Source organism: Duganella sp. 1411 (assembly GCF_017833525.1).
Lineage (GTDB): Bacteria > Pseudomonadota > Gammaproteobacteria > Burkholderiales > Burkholderiaceae_D > Rugamonas.
In genome coordinates this window covers 216,344-231,474 of the sequence record NZ_JAFICD010000006.1, presented here as the reverse complement: position 1 = coordinate 231,474, position 15,131 = coordinate 216,344, and the positions used below count along the sequence as shown (strand labels likewise).

19 protein-coding genes are annotated in these 15,131 nt (G+C 63.7%); 15 read left to right on the top strand and 4 right to left on the bottom strand.

Going from position 1 to position 15,131, the window contains the following annotated elements; translation table 11 throughout:
• Positions 1-80: 80 nt before the first annotated feature.
• On the bottom strand, positions 81-1,016 hold the full coding sequence (locus JOD97_RS25975) for a hydrogen peroxide-inducible genes activator (RefSeq protein WP_209725003.1): 936 nt from the start codon (positions 1,014-1,016) through the stop codon (positions 81-83).
• A gap of 122 nt (positions 1,017-1,138) precedes the next feature.
• On the opposite strand from JOD97_RS25975, the gene JOD97_RS25970 reads away from it, so the two are divergent.
• Genes JOD97_RS25970 through JOD97_RS25960 form a run of 3 tightly spaced genes read left to right on the top strand, consistent with a single transcriptional unit; the run spans position 1,139 to position 3,119 of the window.
• Positions 1,139-2,323 carry a PilT/PilU family type 4a pilus ATPase gene (locus tag JOD97_RS25970; protein WP_209725001.1) on the top strand — a complete coding sequence of 395 codons (1,185 nt, stop codon included), beginning with the start codon at positions 1,139-1,141 and terminating at the stop codon, positions 2,321-2,323.
• 20 nt (positions 2,324-2,343) lie between these two features.
• Entirely contained in the window at positions 2,344-2,829 is a 486-nt protein-coding gene (gene rfaE2 / locus JOD97_RS25965; RefSeq protein ID WP_209725378.1) for a D-glycero-beta-D-manno-heptose 1-phosphate adenylyltransferase, read from the top strand.
• The gene (locus tag JOD97_RS25960; RefSeq protein ID WP_209724999.1) at positions 2,826-3,119 is read left to right on the top strand and encodes a hypothetical protein; all 294 of its coding nucleotides are present in this window, start codon (positions 2,826-2,828) and stop codon (positions 3,117-3,119) included. Before rfaE2 ends, JOD97_RS25960 begins: the two co-directional genes overlap by 4 nt.
• A 155-nt stretch (positions 3,120-3,274) precedes the next feature.
• Here JOD97_RS25960 and trmL read toward each other — a convergent pair whose 3' ends face one another.
• Together trmL and JOD97_RS25950 are read right to left on the bottom strand one after the other, a co-directional pair.
• Positions 3,275-3,745: a tRNA (uridine(34)/cytosine(34)/5-carboxymethylaminomethyluridine(34)-2'-O)-methyltransferase TrmL gene (gene trmL / locus JOD97_RS25955; protein ID WP_209724997.1), complete on the bottom strand. Its 471-nt coding sequence runs from the start codon at positions 3,743-3,745 to the stop codon at positions 3,275-3,277.
• A 20-nt stretch (positions 3,746-3,765) separates the two neighbouring features.
• Positions 3,766-4,602 carry a ComF family protein gene (locus JOD97_RS25950; protein ID WP_209724995.1) on the bottom strand — a complete coding sequence of 279 codons (837 nt, stop codon included), beginning with the start codon at positions 4,600-4,602 and terminating at the stop codon, positions 3,766-3,768.
• A 94-nt stretch (positions 4,603-4,696) separates the two neighbouring features.
• On the opposite strand from JOD97_RS25950, the gene JOD97_RS25945 reads away from it, so the two are divergent.
• From JOD97_RS25945 to JOD97_RS25915, 7 genes are all read left to right on the top strand, one after another.
• Positions 4,697-5,623, top strand: coding sequence for a methyltransferase domain-containing protein (locus JOD97_RS25945; RefSeq protein WP_209724993.1), 927 nt, complete (start codon positions 4,697-4,699; stop codon positions 5,621-5,623).
• A gap of 430 nt (positions 5,624-6,053) precedes the next feature.
• Positions 6,054-7,268, top strand: a complete 1,215-nt coding sequence (gene coxB, locus JOD97_RS25940) for a cytochrome c oxidase subunit II (RefSeq protein ID WP_209724991.1) — start codon at positions 6,054-6,056, stop codon at positions 7,266-7,268.
• Between the two features lie 15 nt (positions 7,269-7,283).
• Entirely contained in the window at positions 7,284-8,870 is a 1,587-nt protein-coding gene (ctaD, locus tag JOD97_RS25935) for a cytochrome c oxidase subunit I (RefSeq protein WP_209724989.1), read from the top strand.
• 2 nt (positions 8,871-8,872) lie between these two features.
• The gene (locus JOD97_RS25930) at positions 8,873-8,980 is read left to right on the top strand and encodes a cytochrome oxidase small assembly protein (RefSeq protein ID WP_209724987.1); all 108 of its coding nucleotides are present in this window, start codon (positions 8,873-8,875) and stop codon (positions 8,978-8,980) included.
• A 15-nt stretch (positions 8,981-8,995) separates the two neighbouring features.
• Entirely contained in the window at positions 8,996-9,577 is a 582-nt protein-coding gene (locus JOD97_RS25925) for a cytochrome c oxidase assembly protein (protein WP_209724985.1), read from the top strand.
• Positions 9,564-9,764, top strand: a complete 201-nt coding sequence (locus JOD97_RS25920; RefSeq protein ID WP_209724983.1) for a DUF2970 domain-containing protein — start codon at positions 9,564-9,566, stop codon at positions 9,762-9,764. Before JOD97_RS25925 ends, JOD97_RS25920 begins: the two co-directional genes overlap by 14 nt.
• A 32-nt stretch (positions 9,765-9,796) precedes the next feature.
• The gene (locus JOD97_RS25915; protein WP_373999943.1) at positions 9,797-10,675 is read left to right on the top strand and encodes a cytochrome c oxidase subunit 3; all 879 of its coding nucleotides are present in this window, start codon (positions 9,797-9,799) and stop codon (positions 10,673-10,675) included.
• Positions 10,676-10,881: 206 nt separating this feature from the next.
• On the opposite strand, the gene JOD97_RS25910 is transcribed toward JOD97_RS25915, so the two are convergent.
• Entirely contained in the window at positions 10,882-11,085 is a 204-nt protein-coding gene (locus tag JOD97_RS25910; protein WP_090316716.1) for a twin transmembrane helix small protein, read from the bottom strand.
• Between the two features lie 39 nt (positions 11,086-11,124).
• Here JOD97_RS25910 and JOD97_RS25905 point away from each other — a divergent pair, with 39 nt between their 5' ends.
• The 5 genes from JOD97_RS25905 to JOD97_RS25885 are packed head-to-tail and all read left to right on the top strand — an operon-like array spanning position 11,125 to position 15,131.
• Positions 11,125-11,859 (top strand): SURF1 family protein, encoded by a 735-nt coding sequence (locus JOD97_RS25905; protein WP_209724979.1) that lies wholly within the window; start codon positions 11,125-11,127, stop codon positions 11,857-11,859.
• A gap of 28 nt (positions 11,860-11,887) precedes the next feature.
• Positions 11,888-12,472 (top strand): cytochrome C oxidase subunit I, encoded by a 585-nt coding sequence (locus JOD97_RS25900; protein WP_229264745.1) that lies wholly within the window; start codon positions 11,888-11,890, stop codon positions 12,470-12,472.
• Between the two features lie 5 nt (positions 12,473-12,477).
• Positions 12,478-13,641 carry a heme A synthase gene (locus JOD97_RS25895; protein WP_229264727.1) on the top strand — a complete coding sequence of 388 codons (1,164 nt, stop codon included), beginning with the start codon at positions 12,478-12,480 and terminating at the stop codon, positions 13,639-13,641.
• 9 nt (positions 13,642-13,650) lie between these two features.
• Entirely contained in the window at positions 13,651-14,544 is an 894-nt protein-coding gene (gene cyoE, locus JOD97_RS25890; protein ID WP_209724976.1) for a heme o synthase, read from the top strand.
• Positions 14,541-15,131, top strand: a complete 591-nt coding sequence (locus JOD97_RS25885) for an SCO family protein (protein WP_209724974.1) — start codon at positions 14,541-14,543, stop codon at positions 15,129-15,131. Before cyoE ends, JOD97_RS25885 begins: the two co-directional genes overlap by 4 nt.

Below are 15,131 nucleotides of genomic sequence, written 5' to 3'. Positions count from 1 at the left end.
GATCGCGTCGTGTGAGGGGAAAGACCGGCATTATCGCAAATCTTTTCCACGCCGGCCGGGATGGCGCGGCGGCGGCCGGTTTATGCGTCGGCGCAGAGGGTGGTGATGCCGGGCAGGTCGCAGGCGGCGACGACCTCGCAGACGGCGTCGATGGCGGCCTTGCGGGTGAAACTCTTGCGCCAGACAATGACCACGCGGCGCGACGGCTGCGGCGCGTCGAAGTTGCGGAACTGCAGCATGCCCTCGGTGGTGTTCATGTCCGGCACCGAGGCGCGCGGCAACACGGTCAGGCCGATGCCGCTGGCGACCATGTGGCGGATGGTTTCGAGCGACGAGCCTTCGAAGGTGCGCTGCATGCCGTTGCCCGGCGCCGAGAAGCGCGCCATCTCGGGACATACTTCCAGTACCTGGTCGCGGAAACAGTGTCCGTTACCGAGCAACAGCATGTTTTCGGTTTTGAGGTCGTCGGCGGGGATGGTCTTGCGCTTGGTCCACGGGTGCTGGGCCGGCATGGCGACCACGAACGGTTCGTCGTACAAGGCCTGCATCGCCATGCCGTGGTCCGGCAGCGGCAGCGCCATGATGGCCGCGTCGAGTTCGCCCTGGCGCAGCATCTCGAGCAGGCGCACGGTGAAGTTCTCCTGCAGGATCAGCGGCATCTGCGGCACCTTGGCTATCATGCCCTTGACCAGCGGCGGCAGCAGATACGGGCCGATGGTGTAGATCACGCCCAGGCGCAGCGGGCCGGCCAGCGGGTCCTTGTTCTGTTTGGCCAATTCCTTGATCGCGGCGGTCTGTTCCAGCACGCGCTCGGCCTGGGCGACGATCTGCGCGCCCAGCGGGGTGACCGAGATCTCGGCGCCGCCCCGTTCGAACAGCACCACGCCGAGCTCGTCCTCGAGTTTCTTGATGGCGACCGACAGCGTCGGCTGCGCGACGTAGCAAGCCTCGGCGGCGTGGCCGAAGTGTTTCGCTCGCGCAACGGCAACTATGTATTTCAGTTCGGTCAGAGTCATGAATCTATTTGAACACAGGCAATGTACAGATGCAATAATTGTGCACCTACAAAGCCCATTGTAGCGGAATGGTGTCGATATAATGCACCTTGGCGGCGCAAAACCTGAGAAAGAAGGCGTGTATGTCCACCACATTCGGACCGGAGGAGGCGCAAGCCTACCTGCATAAGCTGTTGAAAGTGATGCACCACACGGGCGGATCGGACTTGTTCATTTCCGCCGATTTCCCGCCGAGCATCAAATCGCAGGGCGCGATGAAGCCGCTGAGCCAGCAGAAGCTGACCGGCGCCGTCACGCGCGCGCTGGCCTTGTCGATCATGAACGAGAAGCAAAAGCGCGAGTTCGAGGCCGAGCTCGAATGCAACTTCGCCATCGCGCTGCCGGAGGTGTGCCGTTTCCGCGTCAACGTCTTCGTGCAGCAGCAGAACGTGGCGATGGTGATCCGCACCATCGCCTCGGAGATCCCGACGTTTGAAAAGCTCGACCTGCCCGAGGTGCTCAAGGACGTCATCATGACCAAGCGCGGGCTGGTGCTGGTGGTCGGTGGCACCGGTTCCGGCAAGTCGACCACCCTGGCGGCGATGATCGACTACCGCAACGCCAATTCGGCCGGCCACATCATCACGGTCGAGGACCCGGTCGAGTACGTGCACAAGAACAAGGGCTGCCTGATCACGCACCGCGAGGTCGGCGTCGATACCTTGTCGTGGCACAACGCGCTGAAGAACACCTTGCGCCAGGCGCCGGACGTGATCCTGATCGGCGAGATCCGCGACACCGAGACCATGGAGCACGCGATCGCGTTCGCCGAGACCGGCCACCTGTGCCTGGGCACCTTGCACGCGAACAACTCCAACCAGACCATGGACCGCATCATCAACTTCTTCCCGGAGGAGCGGCGCAACCAGCTGTTGATGGACTTGTCGTCGAACCTGCGGGCCATCGTCTCGCAGCGGCTGGTGCGCACCGAGGACGGGCAGGGACGCAAGGCGGCCATCGAGATTTTGCTGAACACGCCGACGATCGCCGAGATGATCTTCAAGGGCAATTTCCAGTCGATCAAGGAAATCATGCACAAGTCGCGCGAGCTGGGCATGTGCACGTTCGACCAGGCGCTGTACGAACTTTATAATAAGGGCTACATCGGCTATGACGAAGCGATCCGCAACGCCGACTCGGCCAACGGCCTGCGGCTGCAGATCAAGCTGCGCGGCGAGCGCAAGGAGCCGGGCGACGGCGCCCGCGGCGGCGCCGACACGCTGAGCATGCAGATCGAAGCGGAAGCGCCGGACGACGAACCCAAATGAACCACATCGAAAAGACCCACATGCCCCAATTTGAAGACAAGATTTGCACCCGTGAACAACTGGCCGCGCGCGTGGCCGCGCTGCCCAAGCCGGTGGTGCTGACCAACGGCGTGTTCGACATCCTGCACCGCGGCCACGTCACGTACCTGGCGCAGGCGCGCGCGCTGGGGGCGTCGCTGGTGGTGGCCGCCAACACGGACGCGTCGGTCAAGCGGCTGGGCAAGGGCGACGACCGCCCGCTCAACACCTGCGCCGACCGTATGGCGGTGCTGGCGGCGCTGGAATCGGTCAGCCTGGTGGTCGATTTCGACGAGGACACGGCGCTGGAAGTGGTAAAGCAGGCGCGGCCGGAAATCTACGCCAAGGGCGGCGACTATCAAATGGACGCGATTCCGGAGGGCCAGGCGGTGCTGGCGTACGGCGGGCGGGCGGTCGCCATCGACTTCGAGCATGACCGCTCGACGACCAAGTTGCTGACCAAGGTGCGCGCGCAGCGTCCGGCATGAGGCTGCTGCTGATCGCCGTGGCGGTGCTGGCGTTCATCGGCGTGCTGTGGGGACCGGTGACGTACGTGGCGTGGCGGCTGTGGCAGCGCGGCGACGCGGCCGCGTTCCGGCAGTTGCGCTTCATGCTGCCGGCGCAGCTGATGGCGGCGGTGGCGCTGGCGTTCACGGCCGACGTGCTGGGCATGCGCAACCCGCCGGCGCTGTTTGCCGCCTCGACGGTGATCGTCAGCGCGGTCGGCACGGGCGCGCTGGCGCTGGGCCGTTACATCGCCAGACGGCGCCGACGCTGAACCGCCGACTCGCGGCGGATGAACAATCTAAACCACGTAGGGCGGATTAGGCGGAACGCCGTAATCCGCCATGCATGCGCCCTCGGCGGCTCACGCATTGGCGGATTACGCTACGCTAATCCGCCCTACGTGTTTACAGGGTATCTCATGCGCCGCTATGCGCCGCCGGCGTAACCGTTCTGGCGCCAGGCCTCGAACACCACCACCGCCACCGTGTTCGACAGGTTCAGGCTGCGGTTGTCCGGACGCATCGGCAGGCGGATGCGCTGTGCCGGCGGAAAATTCTCGCGCAGCGCCGGCGGCAGGCCGCTGGTCTCGGAGCCGAACACGAACACGTCCCCCGGCTGGAAGCTGGCCTGCGCGAACGGCGACGAGCCGTGCGTGGTCATGGCGAACATGCGCGCCGGGTCCGGCTGCAGGTCCGTCAAAAACGCTTGCCAGTCGGCGTGCACCTTCATTTTCGCGTACTCGTGGTAATCCAGCCCGGCGCGCTTCATCTTCGAATCCTCCAGCGGGAAGCCCAGCGGTTCGATCAGGTGCAGCTGCGCGCCGGTGTTGGCGCACAGGCGGATGACGTTGCCGGTGTTCGGCGGAATTTCGGGGTGGACCAGCACTACGTGAAACAAGATGTTCTCCTCAATACAGTTCAATGCGGCGGCGTGCGGGCGAACACCAGGTTGCTCACGCGCGCGGCGCCGTGGCGCTTGAGCGTGGCCGCCAGTTCGTCCAGCGTGCCGCCGCTGGTCATGACGTCGTCGACGATGCCGATGTGCCGGCCGCGCACCAGCGCGGCGTCCGGCACCGCGAAGGCGCCGGCGATGTTGCGCTGGCGCTGTTCGGGTGCGACGCTGCTTTGCGCCGTCGTCTCGCGCACCCGCGCCGCCAGGCGCGGATGCAGCGCGACGCCGAGGCTGCGCGCCAGCGGCCGGGCGATTTCCAGCGCCTGGTTGTAGCCGCGCTCGGCCAGCCGCCGCGGTCCCAGCGGAACCGGGCAGATCAGCGCAGGCAGGACGAAGTCCGGCTGTTGCAGCACGGCGTCGCGCAGCAGGCGCGCGAACAGCGCCGCCAGCGCGAGCCGGTGGCCGAATTTCAGTTGCAGCACCAGTTGGTCGACCGGCATCGCGTAATCGGCCGCCGTCAGCGTGACGTCGAAGGCCGGCGGCTGCGTGGCGCACTGGCCGCACAGTCGTTCTGCCGAGCGGCCGGGCGGCTTTCCCGATGGTGGCTGGTCGGCGCCCACGGCGGCGCCAGGCAGCGGGTTGGCGCAGCAACGGCAGCGGGCGACGGCGGCGCCGGCGCCGAAAAATTGCGCCGCGCAGTCCGGACACAGTGTTTCGTCGCAGCCGGTGCCGCACAGGGCGCAGGAGGTCGGCAGCAGGGCGCGCAATATTCTGGCGCCATGGCGCCGCCACAGCGCGCCCGCGGGGCCGGGCTTGCCGCCATCGCGCGGGCCTGTTGTTTGGTCGGTCAACTTGCCATTCATGCCACGCTCCCGGCAAAAAACGCGGGCCGTAGGCGTCGCATTCGCGTTCAACCATGTACACTGCCGACATTATCGCATTACAGACCGACCCACGATGCATGTGCCCGCAAATCCACCCAAACTGAGTGCGCCTATCGACCTGGAGCGCGTGCGCGCGCTGTTTTCCCGCCCTGAACGCGTCGCGCCGGCCGATTTCCTGCGCCGCGAAGTGTCCTCGCGCATGTTCGACCGCCTGGAATTGATCAAAATCGCGCCGCAGCGCGTGCTCGACGCCGGTTGCGGCGCGGGCGCCGACCTGCCGCTGTTGCAAAAATCCTACCCCGCCGCCCAGATCCTGGGCCTCGATGCCGCCGAGGCGCAACTGCGCGCCGCGCGCGGCCAGGCGTCCAAACCGTCGTCGCTGAACCTGCTGCTGAGCAAATTGTTGCCGGCCAAGACCGGCGTCGATCTGTTGTGCGGCGATTTCGCCGAGTTGCCGATGGGACCGAACTCCGTCGATCTGGTGTGGTCTAATCTGGCCTTGCATTGGCACCCCCAGCCGGACCGCGTGTTCGCCGAGTGGCGCCGCGTGCTGCGCGTCGATAGTTTGCTGATGTTTTCGTGCTTCGGCCCCGATACCTTCCGCGAGTTGCGGGCGGCCTTCGCCGAGGCCGACCTGGCCGCGCACGCGCTGCCCTTCGTCGACATGCACGACTTCGGCGACCAATTGGTGGAGGTCGGCTTTTCGACGCCGGTGCTGGACATGGAAGTGATCACCGTCACCTACGACACGCCAAAGGCGCTGCTGGCCGATGTGCGCGCGCTGGGCGGCAATCCGCTGGGTACGGTGAGCAGGGGACTGATGGGCAAACAGGCTTGGCGGCGCATGCTGGACGCGCTGGAAAAGACGCGCCGTCCGGACGGCAAGCTGGGGCTAACCTTCGAGGTGATCTACGGCCACGCGTTCCGGCCGGCGCCGAAAGTGACTTCCAAAGGTGAAGCCATCATTCGCTTCGATCTGCCCCGCAAGCCGCGCCAGTAGCGGGTTTGCGGCGTTTTGGCCGTCGTCTGGCGTTTCGCACTGTGGTAAAGCTGAGTGCGCTGAGAGGGACGGAAGAGTTGCAAAATGGATTATTTGTTGATGTGCGCCGTTGTTGTTATATATAATCATTGACTAATTTTGCCAGCATGTCACGTCGCCAGCTATAACTCGTCGACGTGGGGTGAAAGCAGTCAGAACGAACAAGAACAAGCAGTTGAATTAAGCAGAATCAGGCTTTTATGTTGTCCCTAAGCAGTATGTAGGGACGGCGTTGAAAGTCTCAAGGTCCCGCCGGGGCCGCGTTGAAGAAGTTTTCAAACGTGGCTGGCATGGGGCCTGAAGTTGTTTAAGGAGCGGCGCCGGTTCAGTTCACCGAAATCCGGAGTCGTTAAAAAAATACTTTTTAATTTCTTGGGTGGTTGGGGAAAACATGACACATGCGAAGCGACTTCAATCGTTGATGCTCGGGCTGACGATGACGGCAGCCAGTATCCCAGCGTGGGCGGCGGAGACGGCGGGCACCTACACCGCGGCCACCGGCGGCACCGGCGGCCCCGTCAAGGGGGAAATGAACCTGCAGCCCCCCGCGACCCAGATCGCTTCCCAAATCTACGACCTGCACACCTGGATGATGGTGGTGTGCCTGGTCATCTTCGTCGCCGTGTTCGGCGTGATGTTCTACTCCATCTTCAAGCACCGCAAATCGCTGGGCCACAAGCCGGCCACCTTCCACGAGTCGACCGCAGTCGAGATCGCCTGGACGGTGGTGCCGTTCCTGATCGTCATCGGCATGGCGCTGCCCGCCACCCGCACCGTGGTCGGCATGAAGGACACCTCCAACGCCGACATCACCATCAAGGTCACCGGCATGCAGTGGAAATGGGGCTACGACTACCTCAAGGGCGAGGGCGAGGGCATCTCCTTCCTGTCGAACCTGTCGACCCCGCGCTCGCAGGTGGGCGCGCCCGGCTTCGAGCCGACCGAGCAGCGCGGCGACAACTACCTGATGGAAGTCGACAACGAGGTGGTGGTGCCGGTCAATAAAAAGATCCGCATGGTCACCACCGCCAACGACGTGATCCACTCGTGGTCGATCCCGGCCTTCGGCGTCAAGCAGGACGCCATCCCCGGCTTCGTGCGCGACACCTGGTTCAAGGCCGACCACACCGGCACCTACCGCGGCTATTGCTCCGAGCTGTGCGGCAAGGAGCACGCGTTCATGCCGATCGTCGTCAAGGTCGTCACCGACGCCGAGTACAAGACCTGGGTCGACGGCAAGAAAAAGGAAATGGCGGCGCTGGCCGACGATCCGAACAAGACCTGGACCATCGACGAACTGAAAACCAAGGGCGAGAAGGTCTACACGACCAATTGCGTGGTGTGCCACCAGGCCACCGGCAAGGGCGTGCCGGGCGCGTTCGCCGCGCTCGACGGCTCGGCCGTGGTCAACGGCCCGAAAGCGGACCAGATCCACGTGCTGCTCAACGGCCAGAAGAGCGGCAGGTTCCCGGCCGAGATGCCGTCGTGGAAACAGCTGTCCGACACCGATATCGCCGCCGTCATCACCTATACGCGTAACAGCTGGTCGAACAAGGCCGCCGAAAACATCGTTCAACCGGCCGAAGTCTTGGCTGCACGTAAGTAATCAGGAGCGTTAGAAATGAGCACAAGCACCTTGGATCACGCACACCACGATCACGCTCACGACCACCCGCACGGGCTGTCGCGCTGGTTGTTCGCCACCAACCACAAGGACATCGGTACCCTGTACCTGTGGTTCTCGTTTGTCATGCTGCTGTCGGGCGGCGTGCTGGCGCTGATGATACGCAGCGAGCTGTTCAAGCCCGGCCTGCAATTCTTCCAGCCCGAGTTCTTCAACCAGCTGACCACAATGCACGGCCTGGTGATGGTGTTCGGCGCCATCATGCCGGCCTTCGTCGGCTTCGCCAACTGGATGATCCCGCTGCAGATCGGCGCCTCCGACATGGCCTTCGCGCGCATGAACAACTTCTCGTTCTGGCTGCTGCCGCCGGCCGCGCTGCTGCTGGCGACGTCGTTCCTGGTGCCCGGTGGCGCCACCGCCGCCGGCTGGACCCTGTACGCGCCGCTGTCGACCCAGATGGGGCCGGGCATGGACATGGCCATCTTCGCGATGCACCTGATGGGCGCGTCGTCGATCATGGGCTCGATTAACATCATCGTCACCATCCTCAACATGCGCGCGCCCGGCATGACCCTGATGAAGATGCCGATGTTCTGCTGGACCTGGCTGATCACCGCCTACCTGCTGATCGCCGTCATGCCCGTGCTGGCCGGCGCCATCACCATGACGCTGACCGACCGCCACTTCGGCACCACCTTCTTCAACGCGGCCGCCGGCGGCGACCCGGTCATGTACCAGCACATCTTCTGGTTCTTCGGCCACCCCGAGGTGTACATCATGATCTTGCCGGCGTTCGGCATCGTCTCGCAGATCCTGCCGGCGTTCGCCCGCAAGCAGCTGTTCGGCTACGCGTCGATGGTGTACGCCACCGCGTCGATCGCCATCCTGTCGTTCATCGTCTGGGCCCACCACATGTTCACCACCGGCATGCCGGTGACGTCGCAGCTGTTCTTCATGTACGCCACCATGCTGATCGCGGTGCCGACCGGCGTGAAAGTGTTCAACTGGATCGCCACCATGTGGAAGGGTTCGATGACCTTCGAGACGCCGATGCTGTTCGCGGTCGGCTTCATCTTCGTGTTCACGATCGGCGGCTTCACCGGCCTGATCCTGGCCGTGACGCCGATCGACATCCAGCTGCAGGACACCTATTACGTGGTGGCGCACTTCCACTACGTGCTGGTGGCCGGCTCGCTGTTCGCGCTGTTCGCCGGCTTCTACTACTGGTCGCCGAAGTGGACCGGCCACATGTACAACGAGACGATGGGCAAGGCGCACTTCTGGCTGTCGCTGATCACCTTCAACATCACCTTCTTCCCGATGCACTTCCTGGGACTGGCCGGCATGCCGCGCCGCTATGTCGACTACTCGGCGCAGTTCACCGACTACAACATGATCGCCACCATCGGCGCCTTCGGTTTCGGGCTGTCGCAGGTGTTCTTCCTGTTCGGCGTGGTGCTGCCGACCATTCGCGGCGGCAAGAAGGCCGAAGCCAAGCCATGGGATGGCGCCGAGGGCCTGGAGTGGACCGTGCCGTCGCCGGCGCCGTTCCACACCTTTGAAACCCCGCCGCAGTTCAAGTGACCATGTCCGGGCAAAAGAAGCCGAACAATCTGAGGACCGGCCTGATCTTGGCCGGCCTGGCGCTGTTTTTTTTCCTGTCCGTGTTCGTCAAACGGATATGGCTGAGCTGATGCGTGCGGGGTGATGTGAGTCGAGACAACGAAACCAGCGGTTTGAACCGCACGCTGTTGCGCAAGCTGATCGTCATCGCGGTGGTGATGTTCGGCTTCGCCTACGCGCTCAACCCGTTCTACCGCCAGATCTGCGAAGCGCTGGGGCTGAACGTGCTGACGCAGAAGGACGGCACGGTCGAGTTGGACAAGAACACGCAGGTCGACAAGACGCGCAACATCGTCATCGAGTTCGACGCCAACGCGCAGGGGCCGTACCGCTTCCGCCCGACGGTGACCAACATGACGGTGCACCCGGGCGAACTGGCCACGGTGATGTACGAGGTGGTCAACACCCAGAAGCGCGACGTCGCGGCGCAGGCGATTCCAAGCTACGCGCCGCAAAACGCGATGCAGCACTTTAAAAAGGTCGAATGCTTCTGCTTCAAGCAACAGACGCTCAAGCCGAACGAGGCGCGCCAGATGCCGGTGGTGTTCTTCATCGACCCGGCGCTGCCGAAGGAAGTCAAGACGATCACCTTGTCGTACACCTTCTTCGAGGTGGGCGGCATGGACAAGACCGCGGTCAACGAGGGCAGCAAGCATGCAGTCCGATAAAAAGGCCTCGTTCCTGTACTCGTTGAAGGCGGTGTTCTGGTCGTTTTTCGGCCTGCGCAGGAAAAGCGATTTCGATACCGATTCGGCCAAGCTGAATCCGCTGCACATCGTCATCGCCGCGCTGATCGGCGTGGCCGTCTTTATCGGCTTGCTGATCACGATCGTTAAATTAGTCGTATCAAAGTAAACGTAGCATCCTCGAATAAATGAATTAGGGAGATGAAGATGAGTTCACAGGTAGGTTCGCATAACACCACGGCACCGTATTACTTCGTGCCGGGTCCGTCCAGGTGGCCGCTGCTGGCCGGCATCTCGCTGCTGGTGACGATGGTGGGCGCCTCGGGCTGGGTGAACGACGTGTCCTGGGGCATGCCGCTCAACCTGCTCGGCATCGCCGCGATCATCAGCGTGCTGTATTTCTGGTTCGGCGACGCCATCAAGGAATCCGAAAGCGGCCAGTACAGCCAGCGCATCGACTACTCGTACCGCTGGTCGATGGCCTGGTTCATCTTCTCGGAAGTGATGTTCTTCGGCGCCTTCTTCGGTGCGCTGTTCTACGCGCGCACGATCACGATGCCGTGGCTGGGCGACCTCGACCACAAGTTCATCTGGCCGGACTTCGCCGCGCACTGGGGCAACATCGGCCCGGCCGGCACGGTCGAAACGTTCAAGACGATGGGCCCGTTCCCGATTCCGACGATCAACACCGCGTTGCTGCTGACGTCGGGCCTGACGTTGACGATTTCGCACCACGCGTTGCGCGCCGGGCACCGGGCGCAGACGGCGATCTGGCTGTTCGCCACGATCCTGCTGGGCGCGACCTTCATGGGCTTCCAGGCCTACGAATACATGCACGCCTACTCGGAACTGAACCTGAAGCTGACCTCGGGCATCTACGGCTCGACGTTCTTCATGCTGACCGGTTTCCACGGCTTCCACGTGACGATGGGCGCGATCATGCTGTCGGTGGTGCTGTACCGCGTGCTGAGGGGGCATTTCACGCCGGACCACCACTTCGCGTTCGAAGGCGCGGCCTGGTACTGGCACTTTGTCGACGTGGTCTGGCTCGGTTTGTACGTTGTCGTGTACTGGCTATAAAGGCGCAGCGTTATAATGCCGCGACGAGCCTGTCGCGGCGGAAAAAAGCCGCAGACGAGGTCACTCGATGCGGCTATTTTTCATCCGGGGTCAGGTCCACCATTTCTACACGGACGGGGCTGTAATCGGTAAAAAAGTGCTGTTAAGGCTGGGCTCGTGTAGAAATGGTGGACCTGACCCCGGAGTTGCCGGAGTTGCCTCTCGGCTTAGGTGCGGATGCCGGTGGGGTGGATGTAGCCGAGCTTGTAGAAGAGTAGTATCAGCAGGAACAGCGCGATCGATAGGCCCACCCGCAGCGCGAGCGCGTTGACCGTGTTGTTGCTTTTGCCTTTGTCGCGCATCAGGAAGAATAATGCCGATCCCAGGCTGCCCAGTATCAGGATGAACGCGATGGCGACAGCAATTTTCATGACAGGACCGGGCGGTGTAATGATTGAGGCTCCATTGTAATGCCTATTAGCTTCCGTTTTAAATTGATCCCGTTCGTGGCCACCGTGCTGGTGGTGACGCTCGGCATTCAGCTGGGCAACTGGCAGGAGCGCCGCGCCGCGCAAAAAATCTCCGCTCAGGATAAACTTGCTCAAGGTAACGCCGCCGGGCCGCTGACCTTGACCGGCGCGCCGCTCGACGCCGGCGCCGTCGAGTTTCGCCGCGTGACCGCCACCGGCCAGTTCGTCGCCAACTGGCCGTTGTACTTGGATAACCGCCCCTACCAGGGCCGCTCCGGGTTTTATGTGCTGATGCCGTTTAAAATCGCCGGATCGAACATGCATGTGCTGGTGCAGCGCGGCTGGCTGCCGCGCGATTCGGCCCAGCACGACAAGTTGCCGGCCTATGCGACGCCGCCCGGCGAGGTCACGCTCGAGGGCGTGGCGCGCCTCAATCTCGGCCATGTGATGCAACTGGGCACGGCGCCGCCGCTGGCGCCGAACGCCATCGTGCAGAACGCCGACCCGCTGCAGGTGGCCGCCCAGAGCGGGCTGACGATGCAGCCGTTCGTGCTGCAGCAGACCGCGCCGGCCAGGCCGGGCGGCGACGATGCCCGCATGGCGCGCGATTGGACGCTGCCGGCGATGAGCGTCGAAAAACATCAGGGCTATGCCTTCCAGTGGTACGCGCTGGCGGCGATGGCCGTTGTCTTCTTTGTTGTGAACGGATTCAGACGTGCAAAACCAGGTAAATAGTCCCAACTCCCGTGGCCGCTGGAAGCTGATGGCCGTGCTGGCCGTGTGCGCCGCGCCGCTGATCGCTTCGTATTTCATGTACTACGTCGTCAAGCCCAAGGGCGGCGTGACCAACTACGGCACCTTGATCGATCCGCGCCTGTACCCGATTCCGCCGATGGCCAGCACCACGCTCGACGGCAAACCGGCCACCTTGGACAACTACAAGGGCAAGTGGATCATGCTCAAGGTCGGCCCGTCCGAGTGCCTGCAGGAGTGCCAGGACCAGCTGTTCGCGATGCGCCAGCTGCGCAAGATGCAGGGCAAGGAGATGGAGCGCGTCGAGCGCGTGTGGATGATCACCGATAACGAGCCGCTCGATACGGTGCTGATGCGCGTCAACGACGGCACCCGCATGCTGCGCGCGCCGGCCGCCGTCATCGACAAATGGCTGCCGCTGGAGCAGGGCGCAGGTGCCGGCGCCGACAAGGTGTCCGACCACGTCTATCTGATCGATCCGCTGGGCAACCTGATGATGCGCTTCCCGAAAGGCGCGGTCTCCAGCGACACCGAAAAAGTGCGCAAGGTGCACAAGGATCTGGCCAAACTGCTCAAAGCCTCGGGGATCGGATAAACGCCATGCATCTCACCCTCGCCCAAATGGCCGTCACGGCGCTACTGGTGGCGCTGCTGCCGCTGTCGCTGGTCTATACCTCGTCCGACGCCAGCAAGTACCGCAAGCTGGTGTGGGTCAGCGTGTTCCTGACGTTCGACCTGATCGTGTTCGGCGCCTTCACGCGCCTGACCGATTCCGGCCTGGGCTGCCCGGACTGGCCGGGCTGCTACGGCGCCGCCAATCCCTTCCTGGCGCACGCCCAGATCGTGGCCGAGGAGGCGCTGCGCCCGACCGGCCCGGTGACCGTGGTCAAGGCCTGGATCGAGATGATCCACCGCTACCTGGCGATGGCGATCGGCGTGCTGATCGTGGCGATGATGGGGCAGGCGTGGTACCAGTGGCGCAAGTCGAAGGGCACGCGGCCCGAGTACGCGCCCGGCATGCCGACCTTGCTGTTCTTCTTCGTTTGCCTGCAGGGCGCGTTCGGCGCGTGGACCGTCACCTTGAAGCTGCAGCCGGTGATCGTCACCACCCATTTGCTGCTGGGCATGGGGCTGCTGTCGCTGCTGGTGTGGTACGGCGGCCGCCAGGACCAGTTGATTTCGCCTGTGCGCACGGTGACGGCGTCGCCGCCGGCGATGCGCAACATCCGCCTGCTGGCCGCCGCCTCGGCGCTCATTCTGCTGGTGCAGATCGCGCTCGGTGGCTGGGTCAGCACCAACTACGCGACCCTGGCCTGCACCGATTTCCCGCTGTGCGGCGGCAAGCTGGTGCCGGAGATGGATTTCGAGCACGGTTTCACCCTGTGGCGCGAGCTGGGCAAGACCGCCGCCGGCCACTACCTGCCGTTTTCGGCGTTGACGGCGATCCATTGGGTGCACCGTAACATGGGCTTGATCGTCGCGCTGGTGGCCGGCTACACGGCCTGGCGCGCGTGGGAGCATCCGGCGCTGCACAAGACGGCGCGCGGCATCGCCATCGTGCTGGCGGCGCAGATCGCCAGCGGCATCGCTACCATCTATCTAAGCTTCCCGCTGACCATCGCGGTGCTGCACAACGCCGGGGCGGCCATGCTGGTCCTGCTGCTTACCATGTTAAACTACAAGGCTAAGTACCAGTACGATCTTGCCAAAAAAGCAGCTTCAGGCTCGGCTTTTCCGCAGATCTTGCCGGTCAGGCAACGATAAGCAGCCCTAATGACCACTCACACCGCAATCGCCAAACCACCCAGCCGCGCCTCGCAATATTGGGCGCTGACCAAGCCGCGCGTCACCCAGATGGCGGTGTTCTGCGCCGTCATCGGCATGTTCCTCGCCACCGAGGGCTTGCCGGATTGGCGCGTCGTGGTCGCCGCCACCATCGGCATCTGGCTGCTGACCGGCGCCGCCTTCGCCGTCAACTGCCTGGCCGAGCGCGAAATCGACGCCCGCATGGCCCGCACCGCGCGCCGGCCGATGGCGCTGGGCGACATCACCGTCATGCAGACCGTGGTGTTCGCCGCCGTCATCGGCGGCGCCGGCATGTGGATCCTGTACACCATGGTCAATCCGCTGACGATGTGGCTGACCTTTGTCACCTTCATCGGCTACGCCATCATCTACACGATGATCCTGAAGCCGTCGACGCCGCAGAACATCGTCATCGGCGGCCTGTCCGGCGCCATGCCGCCGGCGCTGGGCTGGGCCGCGATCGCCAACGAGGTGCCGATGGAGGCGTGGCTGCTGGTATTGATCATCTTCGTCTGGACGCCGCCGCACTTCTGGGCGCTGGCGCTGTACCGCCGCGACGACTACGCCAAGTCCGGCCTGCCGATGCTGCCCGTCACGCACGGCATGCAATTCACGCAGTTCCACGTCTGGCTGTATTCGATCGCGCTGGCGGCCACCACCTTGCTGCCGTTCGCGGTGCAGATGAGCGGGCTGATTTACCTGGTCAGCGCGGTGATCCTCAACGCCGTGTTCCTGCGCCACGCGTGGAAAATCTACCGTCATTACACCGACCTGGTGGCCCGCAAGGCGTTCACGTGGTCGATCATTTATCTGTCGCTGCTGTTCGCGGCGCTGCTGGTGGATCACTACCTCAAACTATGAAAAAAATCCTCGCCCTGGGCCTGCTGGCCGTCTCCATGCTGTTGGCCGGCTGCGGCGAGAAACCCGCGGCGGCGCCGACGTTCCAGAGCGTCGACATCACCGGCGCCACCTTCGCGCGCGACTTCGCGCTGACCGACCACACCGGCAAGCCGCGCACGCTGGCCGACTTCAAGGGCAAGGTGGTGGTGATGTTCTTCGGCTTCACCCAGTGCCCGGACGTGTGCCCGACGACGATGGCCGAAATGTCGGCCGTGATGAAGGAACTGGGGCCGCAGGCCGACCAGGTGCAGGTGCTGTTCGTCACCGTCGATCCCGAGCGCGACACGAAAGAGCTGCTGTCGCAGTATGTGCCGGCGTTCGACCAGCGCTTCCTCGGCCTGTACGGCACGCCCGCGCAGACCGCCGCCGTCGCCAAGGAATTCAAGGTGTTCTACTCCAAGGTGGAGGGCAAGACGCCGGGCAGCTATTCGATCGACCACACCGCCGCCAGCTATATCTTCGACCGCAACGGCAAGGTGCGCCTGCTGGTGCGCCACGGCCAGGGCCCGGCGCCGATCGTCCACGACATCAAACAATTGCTGTCCTGA

Bases quoted from the DNA above. Each gene is read 5' to 3' on its own strand.
- JOD97_RS25975 (WP_209725003.1), bottom strand. From the start codon at position 1,016: ATGACTCTGACCGAACTGAAATACATAGTTGCCGTTGCGCGAGCGAAA.
- JOD97_RS25970 (WP_209725001.1), top strand. From the start codon at position 1,139: ATGTCCACCACATTCGGACCGGAGGAGGCGCAAGCCTACCTGCATAAG.
- rfaE2 (WP_209725378.1), top strand. From the start codon at position 2,344: ATGCCCCAATTTGAAGACAAGATTTGCACCCGTGAACAACTGGCCGCG.
- JOD97_RS25960 (WP_209724999.1), top strand. From the start codon at position 2,826: ATGAGGCTGCTGCTGATCGCCGTGGCGGTGCTGGCGTTCATCGGCGTG.
- JOD97_RS25950 (WP_209724995.1), bottom strand. From the start codon at position 4,602: ATGAATGGCAAGTTGACCGACCAAACAACAGGCCCGCGCGATGGCGGC.
- JOD97_RS25945 (WP_209724993.1), top strand. From the start codon at position 4,697: ATGCATGTGCCCGCAAATCCACCCAAACTGAGTGCGCCTATCGACCTG.
- coxB (WP_209724991.1), top strand. From the start codon at position 6,054: ATGACACATGCGAAGCGACTTCAATCGTTGATGCTCGGGCTGACGATG.
- ctaD (WP_209724989.1), top strand. From the start codon at position 7,284: ATGAGCACAAGCACCTTGGATCACGCACACCACGATCACGCTCACGAC.
- JOD97_RS25930 (WP_209724987.1), top strand. From the start codon at position 8,873: ATGTCCGGGCAAAAGAAGCCGAACAATCTGAGGACCGGCCTGATCTTG.
- JOD97_RS25920 (WP_209724983.1), top strand. From the start codon at position 9,564: ATGCAGTCCGATAAAAAGGCCTCGTTCCTGTACTCGTTGAAGGCGGTG.
- JOD97_RS25915 (WP_373999943.1), top strand. From the start codon at position 9,797: ATGAAGATGAGTTCACAGGTAGGTTCGCATAACACCACGGCACCGTAT.
- JOD97_RS25910 (WP_090316716.1), bottom strand. From the start codon at position 11,085: ATGAAAATTGCTGTCGCCATCGCGTTCATCCTGATACTGGGCAGCCTG.
- JOD97_RS25905 (WP_209724979.1), top strand. From the start codon at position 11,125: ATGCCTATTAGCTTCCGTTTTAAATTGATCCCGTTCGTGGCCACCGTG.
- JOD97_RS25900 (WP_229264745.1), top strand. From the start codon at position 11,888: ATGGCCGTGCTGGCCGTGTGCGCCGCGCCGCTGATCGCTTCGTATTTC.
- JOD97_RS25895 (WP_229264727.1), top strand. From the start codon at position 12,478: ATGCATCTCACCCTCGCCCAAATGGCCGTCACGGCGCTACTGGTGGCG.
- cyoE (WP_209724976.1), top strand. From the start codon at position 13,651: ATGACCACTCACACCGCAATCGCCAAACCACCCAGCCGCGCCTCGCAA.
- JOD97_RS25885 (WP_209724974.1), top strand. From the start codon at position 14,541: ATGAAAAAAATCCTCGCCCTGGGCCTGCTGGCCGTCTCCATGCTGTTG.